This window comes from Achromobacter sp. UBA5777, assembly GCF_002418565.1.
GTDB classification, from domain to species: domain Bacteria; phylum Pseudomonadota; class Gammaproteobacteria; order Burkholderiales; family Burkholderiaceae_B; genus Achromobacter; species Achromobacter animicus.
On sequence record NZ_DIEJ01000203.1, the window covers coordinates 378 to 14,960 of the forward strand.

At 66.9% G+C, this 14,583-nt stretch carries 12 protein-coding genes; 10 read left to right on the plus strand and 2 right to left on the minus strand.

Features of this window, described 5'->3' with window-relative positions; genetic code table 11:
* Positions 1–123 precede the first annotated feature (123 nt).
* The 7 genes from B3446_RS16805 to lpdA all read left to right on the plus strand — a co-directional run bounded on the left by B3446_RS16805 (position 124) and on the right by lpdA (position 6,925).
* Positions 124–390 carry a hypothetical protein gene (locus tag B3446_RS16805; protein ID WP_291383525.1) on the plus strand — a complete coding sequence of 89 codons (267 nt, stop codon included), beginning with the start codon at positions 124–126 and terminating at the stop codon, positions 388–390.
* Positions 391–493: 103 nt separating this feature from the next.
* Positions 494–928 (plus strand): Cd(II)/Pb(II)-responsive transcriptional regulator, encoded by a 435-nt coding sequence (gene cadR, locus B3446_RS16810; protein WP_191579419.1) that lies wholly within the window; start codon positions 494–496, stop codon positions 926–928.
* A 105-nt stretch (positions 929–1,033) separates the two neighbouring features.
* Positions 1,034–1,627: a nitroreductase family protein gene (locus tag B3446_RS16815; RefSeq protein WP_175185146.1), complete on the plus strand. Its 594-nt coding sequence runs from the start codon at positions 1,034–1,036 to the stop codon at positions 1,625–1,627.
* 199 nt (positions 1,628–1,826) lie between these two features.
* A complete protein-coding gene (locus B3446_RS16820) occupies positions 1,827–3,059 on the plus strand; it encodes a 3-methyl-2-oxobutanoate dehydrogenase (2-methylpropanoyl-transferring) subunit alpha (protein WP_105238419.1) in 1,233 nt (410 codons plus the stop codon).
* A 2-nt stretch (positions 3,060–3,061) separates the two neighbouring features.
* A complete protein-coding gene (locus B3446_RS16825) occupies positions 3,062–4,105 on the plus strand; it encodes an alpha-ketoacid dehydrogenase subunit beta (RefSeq protein WP_291383528.1) in 1,044 nt (347 codons plus the stop codon).
* Position 4,106: 1 nt separating this feature from the next.
* The gene (locus B3446_RS16830) at positions 4,107–5,519 is read left to right on the plus strand and encodes a dihydrolipoamide acetyltransferase family protein (RefSeq protein WP_291383530.1); all 1,413 of its coding nucleotides are present in this window, start codon (positions 4,107–4,109) and stop codon (positions 5,517–5,519) included.
* 2 nt (positions 5,520–5,521) lie between these two features.
* On the plus strand, positions 5,522–6,925 hold the full coding sequence (lpdA, locus tag B3446_RS16835) for a dihydrolipoyl dehydrogenase (protein WP_291383532.1): 1,404 nt from the start codon (positions 5,522–5,524) through the stop codon (positions 6,923–6,925).
* A gap of 57 nt (positions 6,926–6,982) precedes the next feature.
* On the opposite strand, the gene B3446_RS16840 is transcribed toward lpdA, so the two are convergent.
* Positions 6,983–9,004, minus strand: coding sequence for a PEP/pyruvate-binding domain-containing protein (locus B3446_RS16840; protein WP_291383534.1), 2,022 nt, complete (start codon positions 9,002–9,004; stop codon positions 6,983–6,985).
* Positions 9,005–9,118: 114 nt separating this feature from the next.
* Positions 9,119–10,540: an argininosuccinate lyase gene (gene argH, locus B3446_RS16845; protein WP_175126110.1), complete on the minus strand. Its 1,422-nt coding sequence runs from the start codon at positions 10,538–10,540 to the stop codon at positions 9,119–9,121.
* A gap of 136 nt (positions 10,541–10,676) precedes the next feature.
* Here argH and B3446_RS16850 point away from each other — a divergent pair, with 136 nt between their 5' ends.
* The 3 genes from B3446_RS16850 to B3446_RS16860 form a co-directional block, all read left to right on the plus strand.
* A complete protein-coding gene (locus B3446_RS16850; RefSeq protein WP_175138929.1) occupies positions 10,677–12,044 on the plus strand; it encodes a mechanosensitive ion channel family protein in 1,368 nt (455 codons plus the stop codon).
* Between the two features lie 145 nt (positions 12,045–12,189).
* Positions 12,190–14,256, plus strand: coding sequence for an NAD(+) synthase (locus B3446_RS16855; RefSeq protein ID WP_291383537.1), 2,067 nt, complete (start codon positions 12,190–12,192; stop codon positions 14,254–14,256).
* 196 nt (positions 14,257–14,452) lie between these two features.
* A partial coding sequence (locus tag B3446_RS16860; RefSeq protein ID WP_291383541.1) for a P-II family nitrogen regulator occupies positions 14,453–14,583 on the plus strand: 131 nt, incomplete at its 3' end.

Below are 14,583 nucleotides of genomic sequence, written 5' to 3' on the forward strand. Positions count from 1 at the left end.
GCCGGCGTTGAGCGTCGCGGCGGCGGCCGGCTGTAGAACGGCATCGCCATGCGCGTGGCCGCAGCAGGAATCATCCTGGGCAGCCGGGGCCGGGGCAGCGGGCGCGCAGCAGGTGTCGGCGCCATGTTGGCTGCCATGGCTGTGGCGGTGACGGTGATCGTCGTGGCCGGTGTGGGCATCGTGCCCGTGGCTGTGGTCATGGCCCGCGTGCGCATCGTGCCCACGGCCGTGATCCTTGCCCGGCGCCGCCGGATGGTCGTGGCCGCAGCAGGCGTCATCGCCCGGCTTCTCAACGCGCGCGACGGCGACCTGCGCAGGCGAGTGTCCGCCACCGCAGCAGGCGCCGTCGTGCTTGTCCGACTGATGTTTGTGTTCTTTGACCGGAGGTAAAGACATCCGCTTGACCCTTCAAATAAGCTGATGACGCAATTCCACACCTTGGAGTTACTATAGGGTCAACCCCTAATCATCGGATCGGATCCGGGAGGCAGCGATGCGTATCGGCGAATTGGCCACGGCGGCCGGCACCACGGTCGAAACCGTCAGGTATTACGAAAAAGAGGGGCTGCTGCCCGCCCCGGAGCGCGGGTTGAACAACTACCGCACCTATGGCCAGATGCATCTGGAGCGCCTGCGCCTCATCCGCAACTGCCGCGCGCTGGACATGACGCAGGACGAAATCCGCGCCATCCTGTCCGTGGCCGACAACCACCGCACCGGTTGCGGCCCCATCAACAAGTTGTTCGACGAGCACATCTCGCATGTGGACGAGCGCATCGCCGAACTGATGCAGCTGAAAGCCCAATTGACCGACTTGCGCCAGCGCTGCGTGTCGGCGCGGCCCGACTCGGACGATTGCGGCATCCTGCACGGGCTGAGCGAAATGCAGGTCGAAGAGCGGCAGGAGCGGCACACCCACCTGGGCTGAGCGCACCCGCCCGGATGTCCTTGTTGCAGTCCGGGGGATCAGCGACCGGTCAGACGTCATCGCGTACTATGAGAATCTGTTTCTTTCCCATTTGCGCATCGATCAATGACCGTAAACCAGACCGCCACGCCGCTCCACGCCCTGACCTCGCGCCGCTCCTTCAAATTCCTGCGGGCGCCGGCGCCCAAACCCGACGAACTCGAACAGATCCTGCAGGCCGCCATGTCTGCGCCCGATCACGGCGCGCTGCGTCCGTGGCGCTATGTCGTGATCCAGGGCGAGGCCATCGGCAAGCTGGCGGACATGGCGCTGGACGCCGTCAAGCGTAGCGGCGATCCCCGCATGACGCCCGAAAAGGAAAAGTCGGTCCGCGAATGGATGGCCAGCGTGCCGCTGTTCATCGCCGTGGCCCAGAAGATTGCCCACGGCAACACCAAGATCCCCGAACAGGAACAGCTGCTGGCCGCCGGCTGCTCGGTGATGAACATCCTGAACGCCGTCCACATGCTGGGCTACGCCGCGTTCTGGAGCACCGGCCTGGGCACGTACGTTGAAGACGTGCAGGACGCGCTGGGCCTGGACTCGCTGGATTACCGCTTCCTGGGCTTTCTGGCCGTCGGCACGCCCGCGTGCGCGGTGCCGCCCGCCAAGCGTCCGGACTACCGTGAATTCGTCACGGAATGGACCGGCGCCGCCTGAGGAAAACCCTCAGTCCAATGCGGCCCCAAAAGGCCGCGCGGCCCGCTCATCGGCCCTGTCCCCTGTGCTAATCTCGTCAACGGCTTTGCCCAAGTATCCCCGGGCGCAAGCCGTCGACGGCAGCGTCCGAGGTCACACGCCTCTGGCAACGCCTTGGTAGGAAGAAAACGCATGACACGATCAAGCGTGGAGACAATACATGAGCCAATATGGGCCGCTGAAGTTGCACGTCCCCGAGCCGACAGGGCGACCGGGTTGCAAGACAGACTTCTCCTATCTGCATCTTTCGCCACCCGGCGAGGTGCCCAAACCCCCCATTGATGTTGCCGCGGTCGACACCGGTCCACTGGCCTATAGCCTGGTCCGCGTCATCGACGAGCATGGCCGCGCCGTCGGCCCGTGGGCGCCTGAGATCAGCCACGACCTGCTGCGCGCCGGCATGCGGGCGATGCTCAAGACGCGCATCTTCGACGGGCGCATGCTGACCGCGCAGCGCAAGAAGAAGATCTCGTTCTACATGCAGAGCCTGGGCGAAGAGGCCATCGGCACCGCCCACGCGATGGCGCTGGAAAAGGGGGATATGTGCTTTCCCACCTATCGCCAGCAAAGCATCCTGCTGTCGCGCGACGTGTCGCTGGTGACGATGATGTGCCAGCTCATGTCCAACGAGCGCGACCCGCTCAAGGGCCGTCAGTTGCCGGTCATGTATTCCGACCGCGAAAACGGCTTCTTCACGATTTCAGGCAACCTGGCCACGCAGTTCATCCAGGCGGTGGGCTGGGCCATGGCCTCGGCCATCAAGGGCGACACCCGCATTGCCTCGGCCTGGATTGGCGACGGCGCCACCGCCGAAGCCGACTTCCATACCGCGCTGACCTTCGCGCACGTCTACCGCGCGCCCGTCATCCTGAACGTGGTCAACAACCAGTGGGCCATCTCCACCTTCCAGGCGATCGCCGGCGGCGAGGGCGCGACCTTCGCGGGCCGCGGCGTGGGCTGCGGCATTGCGTCGCTGCGGGTGGACGGCAACGATTTCCTGGCGGTCTATTCCGCGTCGATCTGGGCCGCCGAGCGTGCCCGCCGCAATCTCGGTCCGACGCTGATCGAGTGGGTCACGTACCGCGCCGGTCCGCACTCCACCTCTGACGACCCCACCAAGTACCGGCCCGGCGACGACTGGAGCCATTTCCCCTTGGGCGACCCGATCGAGCGCTTCAAGAAACACCTCATCCTGTTGGGCATCTGGTCCGACGCCGAGCACGACGCGGTCCGCGCCGAACTCGACGCCGAGATCCTGGCGGCCCAGAAGGAAGCCGAGAGCTACGGCACCCTGGTGGACGGCCACGTCCCCAGCGCCGCCAGCATTTTTGAAGACGTGTACAAGGACATGCCGGAGCATCTGCGCCGGCAGCGCCAGCAGCTCGGAGTCTGACCATGGCAATCGATAACAACGCTGGTCCGGCCTCGGCGCCGATGACCATGATCCAGGCTTTGCGCTCGGCCATGGATGTCATGCTTGAGCGCGACAACAACGTCGTCGTGTTCGGGCAGGACGTGGGCTACTTCGGCGGCGTGTTCCGCTGCACCGAGGGCCTGCAGGCCAAGTACGGCAGCTCGCGCGTGTTCGACACCCCCATCTCGGAAGGCGGCATCGTCGGTGTGGCGGTGGGCATGGGCGCGTACGGGCTGCGTCCCGTGTGCGAGATCCAGTTCGCCGACTACTTCTATCCGGCCTCGGACCAGATCGTGTCCGAGGCGGCGCGCCTTCGCTACCGCTCGGTGGGCGAGTTCATTGCTCCCATGACCATCCGCATGCCTTGCGGCGGCGGCATCTACGGCGGGCAGACGCACAGCCAGAGCCCCGAAGCCATGTTCACGCAGGTCTGCGGGCTGCGCACGGTAATGCCGTCCAATCCGTACGACGCGAAAGGCCTCTTGATCGCCGCCATCGAGAACGACGATCCGGTGATCTTCCTGGAACCCAAGCGCCTCTACAACGGCCCGTTCAACGGGCACCATGACCGCCCGGTTACGCCGTGGACCGGCCGCCCGGGCAGCGTCGTGCCCACCGGCTACTACACCGTGCCGCTGGAATCGGCCGCCATCGTGCGCCCGGGTTCGGAACTGACGGTGCTGACCTACGGCACCACCGTGCACGTGTCGCTGACCGCGGCCGAGGAAACCGGCATCGACGCCGAAGTCATCGACCTGCGCAGCCTCTGGCCGCTGGATCTGGATGCCATCGTCAACTCGGTCAAGAAGACCGGGCGCTGCGTGGTCGTGCACGAAGCCACGCGCACCTGCGGCTTTGGCGCGGAACTGATTTCCCTGGTGCAGGAACATTGCTTCCATCATCTGGAGGCGCCCGTCGAGCGCGTGACCGGTTGGGACACTCCCTATCCGCATGCGCAGGAATGGGCGTACTTCCCCGGCCCGCGCCGGGTCGGCGAAGCGTTCAAACGCGCGATGGAGGCATGACATGGGGATTCATATCATCAAGATGCCCGACATCGGCGAAGGCATCGCAGAGGTCGAGTTGGTGGGCTGGCACGTCAAGGTGGGCGACACCGTCGCCGAGGACCAGCCGCTGGCGGATGTAATGACGGACAAGGCCACGGTCGAGATTCCGTCGCCGGTGGTCGGCAAGGTGATTTCGCTGGGCGGGGATGTGGGCCAGGTGATGGCCGTGGGCGGTGAATTGATCCGCCTGGAAGTCGAAGGCGAAGGGAATGTGAAGGCGGGCGCTGCGGCGCCTGCGGCGAAGGCGGCTGTGCCTGCGGCTGAAGGGATCGCTGCCGACGGGGCGCAGCGGGCGGGTGGTCCGAGTCTGGTGGAGAGTGGCGCTGCGGCGTCCGGCGTAGCGACGCCCGCAACTTCCACGCCGGCCAAGTCATCAACCCCTGCATCGGCTTCGGCATCGGCATCCGTATCCGCATCCGGCTCCACGTCAGCTTCAGCCAGGTCGCCCGCCGCACGCCAATCCGGCGGCGCGCCCGCGACCATCCGCCAGCCCGGCGAAAAGCCGCTGGCCTCACCCGCCGTGCGCAAGCGCGCCTGGGACCTGGGCGTGGAACTGCGCTACGTGCAGGGCAGCGGCCCGGCAGGTCGCATCCTGCATGAAGACCTGGACGCCTGGCTGCAAGGGCAGGGCTCGGCCAGCAACGTCCGCGCCGGCTCGGCCTACGCCGAACGCAACGACGAAGACGCCGTGCCCGTCATCGGGCTGCGCAGGAAGATCGCGCAGAAGATGGCCGAATCCAAGCGCCGCATCCCGCACTTCAGCTACGTCGAGGAAATCGACGTGACCGAACTCGAGGACCTGCGCGTGCAGCTCAACGCCAAATGGGGCGAGCAGCGCGGCAAGCTGACGCTGCTGCCGCTTCTGGCCCGCGCAATGGTCGTGGCGCTGCGCGATTTTCCGCAGATCAACGCGCGCTATGACGACGAGGCTGGCGTCGTGACGCGCTACGGCGCGGTGCACATCGGCATCGCCACGCAAAGCGACGGCGGCCTGATGGTGCCGGTGATGCGCCACGCCGAGGCGCGCGATCTCTGGTCCATGGCGGCCGAGATCACGCGGCTGGCGCAGGCGGTGCGCAGCGGCTCGGCCGGACGCGACGAGCTTTCCGGCTCGACCATCACCATCACCAGCCTCGGTCCGTTGGGCGGCATCGTCACCACGCCGGTGATCAACCACCCCGAGGTCGGCATCGTGGGCGTGAACCGCATCGTCGAACGCCCCGCCTTCCGCAACGGCGCCGTGGTGGCGCGCAAGCTGATGAACCTGTCGTCGTCCTTCGACCACCGCGTGGTGGACGGCATGGACGCGGCACGCTTCATCCAGGCCGTGCGCGCGCTGCTGGAACAACCCGCGCTGCTTTTCGTGGAGTAAGCATGAGCCAGATCACAAAGACAACGACATTGCTGGTGATCGGCGGCGGTCCCGGCGGCTACGTGGCCGCCATCCGCGCCGGGCAACTGGGCGTGCCCACCATCCTCGTCGAGGGCGCGCAGTTGGGCGGCACCTGCCTGAACATCGGCTGCATCCCCTCCAAGGCCCTGATCCACGCGGCCGAGGAATTCGACAAGGCGCGCCACTACGCCGGCGACTCGGCCCTGGGCATCGCGGTGGATTCGCCGCGCATCGACATCGCCAAGACCGTGGCCTGGAAGGACGGCATCGTCGGCAAGCTGACGGGCGGCGTGGGTGCGCTGCTCAAGAAGAACGGCGTGGAAGTCGTGCGCGGCTGGGCCACGCTGCTGGATGGCAAGACGGCCGAAGTCGAAACGCCTGATGCGGGCCGCATCCGCATCCAGTGCGAACACCTGCTGCTGGCGGCGGGTTCCGAACCCACGCCGCTGCCGTCGCTGCCATTCGGCGGCACGGTGGTGTCGTCCACCGAGGCCCTGTCTCCCACCAGCATCCCGAAGCAGCTCGTGGTGGTGGGCGGCGGCTACATCGGCCTGGAACTCGGCACCGTGTACCGCAAGCTGGGCGCAGAAGTCGCCGTCGTCGAGGCGCAGGACCGCATCCTGCCGACCTACGACGCCGAACTTACCAAGCCCGTCGCGGCCGCGCTCGGCAAAATGGGCGTGGCGCTGCATCTGGGACGCAAGGTGCTGGGGCTGAACGCCAAGGGCGACGCGGTGCGCGTGCAGGACGCCAGCGGCGCCGAAACCCTGCTGCCCGCCGACCGCGTGCTGATCTCGGTGGGACGCCGCCCGCGCACGCAAGGCTGGGGACTGGAAAGCCTGCAGCTCGATCGCAAAGGCAAGGCGTTGCGCATCGACGACCAATGCCGCACGTCGATGCGGGATGTCTGGGCCATTGGCGACATCGCGGGCGAGCCCATGCTGGCGCACCGCGCGATGGCGCAGGGCGAGATGGTGGCCGAACTGGTGGCGGGCAAGCGCCGCCACTTCCAGCCGGCGTCCATTCCGGCCGTGTGCTTCACCGATCCCGAAGTCGTTGTGGCGGGCCTGTCGCCGCAAGAGGCCGAAAGCGCCGGGCTGGATTGCGTGACGGCGGCATTCCCCTTTGCCGCCAACGGCCGCGCCATGACGCTGGAGTCCACCGACGGCTTTGTCCGTGTGGTGGCCCGGCGCGACAACCATCTGATCGTTGGGTGGCAGGCGGTGGGGCGTGCGGTGTCGGAGCTGTCGACGGCGTTCGGACAGTCGCTGGAAATGGGCGCGACGCTGGAGGATGTAGCGGGCACGATCCACGCGCATCCCACGCTGGGCGAGGCAGTGCAGGAGGCCGCGCTCAAGGCGCTGGGGCACGCGTTGCATATTTGAAGGCGGGACACGGCGCGGATGCAATGTCCGCGCCGTATCTGCCCCTCGCCCGCGCGTTCAACGGCTTCCGTCGATGTACGGCCGCGCCTGCAGGATCAGGATCTCGTCGCCTTGGACGGCCCATTCGATGTCCTGGTCCGCATTTCCCAGCCGCTTTTTCACCTGCCGTCCCACGGCGGCCAGGCGCGCGACCAGCGCGTCATTCAGCACCTGCCTGGCGCCCTCGATGGGCACTTCTCGTACGCCGCCACTTGCAGCGGCCACGAGCTGCGTGTCCTCGGCCGATCGGCTCAGCACCTGTACGGCCTTGGACCAGCTTGAATACATAACCTGCTCGGCCTGGCGCTTGCCTTCCACCACCTTGATGCCCAGCCCGCGCTTGGCGGACAAGTACGTGACATGGCGGCGTGAGGCGTCGAAGGGATCGCGCGTGATCATGACGCCCGAACTGTCCGACGCCGCGGCCAGTTGCACCAGCACGGCCATGACCACCGCGTCCTGGTTGAAGCCGGCCGCGCGGCGCGCCTCGTAGGCCTCGAAGTTGTAGACCGACGCCCACACCGTCTGCACGGCCCGGGCCAGCGCGTCGGCCTGCGTGACGTTCGGCACGGTGGTGTACAAGCCCGCGCCGCTGAAGCCGGGCAGGTCTTCGGAATTGGACGAGCTGCGCACAAAGACGCCGCGGCCGCCCAGCTGTTTTTTCCAGCGGGCAAGCCAGTCGGCCGACAGGGCGTCGGACGGTGCGTAGGCGATGTCCTGGCGCAGCTTGGCCAGTTCCGCGCGCCGCACATTGGCGTCGGACGCGAAGTCGACCCGTTGTTCCAGCGCCGCCAAGCGGGCAGGCACGCCCAGCTTGTCCATGAACGCCGCGTACTGGGCAAATGGAATGCAGAAGCCGTCCGGCACGCTGGCCGCGGGCGGTAGCACGGACTTCAACGCGCCCAGGTTCGCCGCCTTGACGCCGCAGTAGCGGCTGTCGCGCGTGGTCATGCCGGACAGCGGCTTGACGGCGCGCATCGACAGGTCGGGTTTGGGTAGCGGCGTGGCGGCTTTTGCGGGCGTCGTTGCCGCTTGGTTGGCATTGACCGCAGGCTGTGCAATGCGTTGCACCCTATAGCCGTTGTTTTCCACGGTCAGCTCGACCCACTGGCCGTCATGCTCGCGCAACGCCGCCACGGCGTCCCGCACATAGGCATTGGGAATGCGCCAGCCCTTGGCCAGCAGGTTCACGTGCGAGAGCAGGGTGGACGGGCGCTGCGTGACCAGTCCGGCCACGGGCGTCAGCGCGACGGGCACCTCGTCCAGCACCACGATGTCGGTGGGCGACAGGTCAGACGTTTCGTCCACCGATTTGACGATGCGCAGCCGGCCCTGCGCGCGCCCCGTATTCAGCGGCAGGAAGGTCTGCTCGCGCAGCAGCGCCTCTTGCGTGACAACCTCCATCCCGGCGCGCTGCGCCGTCAGCTCCTGCAAGGTGGAGTTGCTCTTGAAACGCAGCGGTTCGTAGAACGTGGCCGCCAGCCGCTGCGCGGTCAGGGTCAACAGTTCCGGCGTCAGCAGATCGCCTTCCCAGAATTCAAACGTGTAGCCCGGCAGGCCGTTCTGCCAGCTCAGCGTGCCGAACAGCAGACGCCGGTTCGGATCCTTGTACTGCGCGATCAGCTTGGCCTTGTCGCCCGACAGCAGACGCCGCTCGCGCGCAAAGGTTTCGTGCAGGCCGTAGCGGGGCGTGTGCAGGTAGTAGATGCGGTCCTTGCGCTGGCGGTCGATGACGAACAGCACATGCGGAATTTCCAGCGGCGTGCCGGCGTTGTAGACCCGCGCCAGTTGATCGAATTCGGCCCGGGACTGGATCTTCTCCAGAAACCGCGGGCCGCCCCACCGCGCGTCCTCCGCCTTGCGCGCCTCAACCTCGTCGTGGCGCAGGGGGCGGCCGTTTTCGTAGGGGGAGGGCTTGCGGGCGGTTTGGGCGTGGGCTGGCGGCACACCAACGCCAGCCAGCAGCGTGGAAGCGGCCAGTACAGCCAGGGACATGCGTAGCGGAGCAAAGGGCTTGAGCGGCACGCGCGCGAGGGACATGGTCTGGGGGACAGAACGGCAAAGGCGCCATCATATCGGCTTGCCGCGCTGCGGAAAACAACAAGGCCCCCAAAAAAGGGGGCCTTGCAGTCAAGCTACTACCCGCAGCGGCAATCAGCCTTCCGCCGTTTCCGCCAGAACGCGCTGCGCCTCTTCAGCCACGCGCTCGGGAGCGGTGCCGCCCACATGCTTGCGCGCGGCAACCGAACCTTCCAGCGTCAGCACTTGATGCACGTCTTCGGTGATGCTGGGGTGGTAGGCCGTGAGTTCCGCGGTGGACAGGTCGGCCAGATCGCAGCCGCGCTGTTCGCAATCGCGCACGGCGTGGGCCACGACCTCGTGGGCGTCGCGGAAGGGCACGCCGCGCTTGACCAGGTAGTCGGCCAGATCGGTGGCGGTGGCAAAGCCTTGCAGCGCAGCGGCGCGCATGTTGTCGGCCTTGACCTTGATGCCGCCGGCCATGTCCGCGAAGATCGTCAGCGTGTCGCGCAGCGTGTCGGCGGTGTCGAACAGGCCTTCCTTGTCTTCCTGGTTGTCCTTGTTGTAGGCCAGGGGCTGGCCCTTCATCAGGGTCAGCAGGGCGACCAGGTTGCCGTTGACGCGGCCGGTCTTGCCGCGGGCAAGTTCTGGCACGTCGGGGTTCTTTTTCTGCGGCATGATCGAGCTGCCGGTGCAGAAGCGGTCGGCCAGGTCGATGAAGCCCACGCGCGGGCTCATCCAGAGCACCAGCTCTTCGGACAGGCGCGAGACGTGCGTCATGATCAGCGCGCCGGCGGCGCAGAATTCGATGGCGAAGTCGCGGTCGGAGACGGCGTCCAGCGAATTGCGGCAGACGCCTTCAAAACCCAGGGTCTTGGCAACGCGTTCGCGGTCGATGGGGAACGACGTGCCGGCCAGCGCGGCGGCGCCCAGCGGCAGGCGGTTCACGCGGCGGCGGCAATCGGCCAGGCGCTCGGCGTCGCGGCCGAACATTTCGGCGTAAGCCAGCAGGTGATGGCCGAAGGTGACGGGCTGGGCGACTTGCAGGTGCGTGAAGCCCGGCATGATGGTGCCGGCGTTTTCCAGCGCGACCGTGGCCAGCGCGTGGCGCAACTGGCGCAGCAGGACCTGCAGGGTGTCGATTTCGTCACGCAGCCACAGGCGGATGTCGGTGGCGACCTGGTCGTTGCGCGAACGGCCGGTGTGCAGGCGCTTGCCCGCGTCGCCCACCAGCTCCACCAGGCGCTTTTCGATGTTCAGATGGACGTCTTCCAGGTCGAGCAGCCACTGGAACGAGCCGGCGTCGATTTCGGACAGGATCTGGGTCATGCCGCGCTGGATGTCGGCCAGGTCCTGGGCACCGATGATGCCTTGGGCGGCCAGCATGTCCGCATGCGCGAGCGAGCCCTGGATGTCGTGGCGCGCCAGGCGCTTGTCGAAATCCACGGACGCCGTGTAGCGTTTGACGAGTTCGGAAACCGGCTCGGAGAACCGGGCGGACCAGGCCTGCGCCTTGTTGGCGAACTGGTTTTGATCGGGGGAGGGAGTCTTTGCCATGATGGCCGGGATTATAGGGCCTCGCGCCGCGCCGGGTAATGCCGAGGCCGGTTATGCGGGGCCGGAACCCGCGATCGGGGCGAGTTGTCGGATAATCCCCGGTTAGTTTCAAGACCTGAAAAGCGAGTACGGATCCATGCCCCTGGAATGGGAAGAGCTAGTCACCCAACTTGATACCCACATGCCGCGGGAGATCTGGGCGCAGACGCTGATCGGGATCGGCGTGCTTATCCTGACCGCGCTGTTCGTGCAGTGGGTCGTCGCCCGCGTCGTCCTCTTGCTGGCCCACCGGCTGCTGGTCGCCAGCGGCCGCGTCGACTGGGACAAGGCGCTGCAGCGCCGCCGGGCGTATCAGAACCTTTGGTACGCCGTGCCGTTTGCAGTGGTGTCCGTGGGTATCGACCTGGTGCCCCATGCCGAACGGGCGGTCAGCATCGTCGGCCGGCTGGCGCACGCGGGCGCCTGGATCTGCGTGTTCATCGCGTTTTCGGGCGTGCTGAGCGCCTGGCAGGACACCTATTCGGCCACGACCCGCGCGCAGACGCGGTCCATCAAGGGCTACATCCAGATCGGCAAGCTGATTCTTGCGGCGGTATGCACCGTTCTGGTGCTTTCCATTCTGATCGACCGCTCGCCGCTGTGGATGATCTCCGGCCTGGGCGCGCTGTCCGCGGTGCTGCTGCTGGTGTTCAAGGACACGCTCCTGTCGCTGGTGGCCAGCACGCAGCTCACCAGCAACGACATGCTGCGCATCGGCGACTGGATCGAGATGCCGCAATGCAACGCGGACGGCTTCGTCAAGGATATCGCGCTGCATACCGTCAAGGTGCAGAACTGGGACAACACCGTCACCACGGTGCCGACCTACAAGCTGTTCTCGGAAAGCTACCGCAACTACCGGCACATGTTCGAATCCGGCGGCCGGCGCATCAAGCGCACCATCCGCATCGACGCCGCCAGCGTGCGATTCCTGGCCGACGACGAGCCGCAGCGCCTGATGAAGTTCCGGTTGCTGCACGACTACCTGCAGACCAAGACCCAGGACATCGTCCAGGCCAACCAGACGCTGGGCGAACTGGCCAGCGTGCCGGCGAACCGGCGCCGGCTGACCAACATCGGCACGCTGCGCGCCTACGCGCTGGCCTACCTGAAGCAGAATCCGGAAATCCGCCAGGACATGGCGATGATGGTGCGCATGATGGAACCCACGTCCGAGGGGATTCCGGTTGAGGTCTATTGCTTCACTGCGGTGACGGCCTGGGTCGAGTACGAACGCATCCAGGGCGACGTCTTCGACCATCTCCTGGCGATCCTGCCTGAACTGGGCCTGCGCCTGTATCAGCAGCCGTCCGGGGCGGACATCGGCGCGATGGGCAGCTACCTGCGCGACAGCGCCATCCAGGCGGCGCTGTCCGCGGAGCGCGATCGGCAGGGGCCCGTCGTGGACGGCGACGCGGCCCTGCCGTTCGAGCGGGGGCTGACGGACGGCAAGATGCCGCGCTAGGCATGATGCTCTGGCCGTCGCACGCGCCGCTCCGCGCGGGGCGCGGCTGCCGGAGGGCCGTGAGATAATCCGGCGGTTGTTTTCAGGGCCCCGGAAATCCGGGCCCGCAGGCAAAAATCCCAGCGAAACTCCAGGCGAAAACCCGATGTCGAACCCGTTTTTCAACCTGTATTCCCACGGCTTCGCCCGGGTCGCGGTCGGCGTGCCCGAGTGCCGGGTCGCCGATCCCGCCTTCAACGCCGCGCAGACCATCGCGCTGGCGCAGCAGGCCGCCCAGGGCGGCGCAGTGCTGGCGGCGTTCCCCGAACTGGGCCTGTCGGCCTACACCTGCGACGACCTCTTTCACCAGAAGGCCCTGCTGGACGCCTGCGAAGCCGCGCTGGCGCAAGTGGTCGAGGCCACGGCCGATCTGGATATCGCCATCGTCGTCGGCGCGCCGTTGCGGGTCGCCCACCAGTTGTTCAACTGCGCCGTGGTGGCGGCCGGCGGACGCATCCTCGGGGTGGTGCCCAAGACCTATCTGCCCAATTACGGCGAGTTCTACGAAGCCCGCCAGTTCAGCGCCGCCGATTGCGCCATCGACGCGCAGATCGACCTGCTGGGCCAGACGGTCCCGTTTGGGGCCGAGCTGCTGTTCCAGATGGAAAAGCTGCCGCTGTTCCAGTTCCACGTCGAGATCTGCGAAGACGTCTGGGTGCCGATTCCCCCGTCGTCGTTTGCCGCGCTGGCCGGCGCCACGGTGCTGGTCAACCTGTCGGCCTCCAACATCGTCGTCGGCAAGTCCGCATACCGCCACCAGTTGGTGTCGCAGCAGTCGGCGCGCTGCCTGTCGGCCTATATGTACACGTCGGCCGGGCGGGGCGAGTCGTCCACGGATCTGGCCTGGGACGGGCAGGCTCTCATCTATGAAAACGGCGAACTGCTGGCCGAATCCGAACGCTTCCTGAACCATTCCCATCTGCTGTTCTCGGACGTCGATCTGGAACGCCTGTCGCGCGAACGCATGCGCCAGAGCACCTTCGGCCAGTCGGTGCGCCGCCATCAGGATGAAGTGCGCAAGTTCCGCCGCGTGGCGGTACCGGTGAATCCGCCGCTGGAAGACACCGAACTGCCGCTCGAACGCCGCGTGGCGCGCTTCCCCTACGTGCCGGCCGACCCCCAGCGCCGCGACGCGCGCTGCCAGGAGGTCTACAACATCCAGGTGCAGGCGTTGGCGCAGCGCCTGTCCGCCAGCGGCATGAAGAAGGTGGTCATCGGCATTTCGGGCGGCCTGGATTCCACGCACGCGCTGCTGGTCTGCGCCAAGGCCATGGACGCGCTGGACCTGCCGCGCTCCAACATCCTGGCCGTCACGATGCCGGGTTTTGCCACCAGCACCCGCACACTGCAGCAGGCGCGCCGCCTGATGGCGGTGGTGGGCTGCACGGCGTCCGAAATCGATATCCGTCCCAGCTGCCTGCAGATGCTCAAGGACCTGGGCCATCCCTATGCCAACGGCGAGCCGGTCTACGACATCACGTTCGAGAACGTGCAGGCGGGCGAGCGCACCAACCACCTGTTCCGCCTGGCCAACTTCAGCAACGCCATCGTCATCGGCACGGGCGACCTGAGCGAACTTGCTCTGGGGTGGTGCACGTACGGCGTGGGCGACCACATGTCGCATTACAGCGTCAACGCCAGCGTGCCCAAGACGCTGATCACGCACCTGGTGCGCTGGGTGGCCGAATCGGGCCGTCTGGGCGACGACGGCGCGCAGGTGCTGCTGGACGTGCTGGGCACGGACGTCAGCCCCGAGCTGGTGCCGGGGGGCGCGGACGACAAGCCCGAGCAAAAGAGCGAAGCGTCCATCGGTCCCTATGAATTGCAGGATTTCAACCTGTACTACACGCTGCGCTACGGCTTTGCGCCGACCAAGGTCGCGTTCCTGTCGTGGACGGCCTGGCGCGACCGCGAGGCCGGCGCCTGGCCCGAAGCCGGACACGTCGCCCGCAACCAGTACGATCTGGCCGCCATCAAGCGCAACCTGAAGATCTTCCTGGACAAATTCTTCCGGACCAGCCAGTTCAAGCGCACCTGCATTCCGAACGCGCCCAAGGTGGGCTCCGGCGGTTCGCTGTCGCCGCGGGGCGACTGGCGCGCGCCCAGCGACTCGGAATCGGTGGTCTGGATGCGCGAGGCCGACACCATTCCCGACGAGGCGCCCAAGGGCTGACGGCGTCGCCGCGCACCAAGTTGGGGCGGCGGCAAGCCAGGCGCGCTGCGGGGCAGGGCCGGCGCGCGTTTCCCCGGAGCCGCAGCCGCGCCTGCCCGGTGTTATTCTCTTAACCATTGCGCCCGGCGCCCGCCCGACAAGACGATCGGCAGCGCGGCAGGGCGACGCAACACATCAAAAACCCAGGACGACCAACGTGAAACAAGTCACCGCCATCATCAAACCCTTCAAGCTCGACGAAGTCCGCGAGGCGCTGGCGGAAGTCGGCGTCAGCGGGTTGACCGTCACCGAAGTCAAGGGTTTCGGCCGCCAGAAGGGCCACACCGA

What these genes read in the sequence shown, in the direction of transcription:
- cadR (WP_191579419.1), top strand. Translation starts at nt 494, where the DNA reads ATGCGTATCGGCGAATTGGCCACGGCGGCCGGCACCACGGTCGAAACC.
- B3446_RS16850 (WP_175138929.1), top strand. Translation starts at nt 10,677, where the DNA reads ATGCCCCTGGAATGGGAAGAGCTAGTCACCCAACTTGATACCCACATG.
- B3446_RS16825 (WP_291383528.1), top strand. Translation starts at nt 3,062, where the DNA reads ATGGCAATCGATAACAACGCTGGTCCGGCCTCGGCGCCGATGACCATG.
- B3446_RS16805 (WP_291383525.1), top strand. Translation starts at nt 124, where the DNA reads ATGTTGGCTGCCATGGCTGTGGCGGTGACGGTGATCGTCGTGGCCGGT.
- B3446_RS16830 (WP_291383530.1), top strand. Translation starts at nt 4,107, where the DNA reads ATGGGGATTCATATCATCAAGATGCCCGACATCGGCGAAGGCATCGCA.
- B3446_RS16820 (WP_105238419.1), top strand. Translation starts at nt 1,827, where the DNA reads ATGAGCCAATATGGGCCGCTGAAGTTGCACGTCCCCGAGCCGACAGGG.
- argH (WP_175126110.1), bottom strand. Translation starts at nt 10,540, where the DNA reads ATGGCAAAGACTCCCTCCCCCGATCAAAACCAGTTCGCCAACAAGGCG.
- B3446_RS16815 (WP_175185146.1), top strand. Translation starts at nt 1,034, where the DNA reads ATGACCGTAAACCAGACCGCCACGCCGCTCCACGCCCTGACCTCGCGC.
- lpdA (WP_291383532.1), top strand. Translation starts at nt 5,522, where the DNA reads ATGAGCCAGATCACAAAGACAACGACATTGCTGGTGATCGGCGGCGGT.
- B3446_RS16840 (WP_291383534.1), bottom strand. Translation starts at nt 9,004, where the DNA reads ATGTCCCTCGCGCGCGTGCCGCTCAAGCCCTTTGCTCCGCTACGCATG.
- B3446_RS16855 (WP_291383537.1), top strand. Translation starts at nt 12,190, where the DNA reads ATGTCGAACCCGTTTTTCAACCTGTATTCCCACGGCTTCGCCCGGGTC.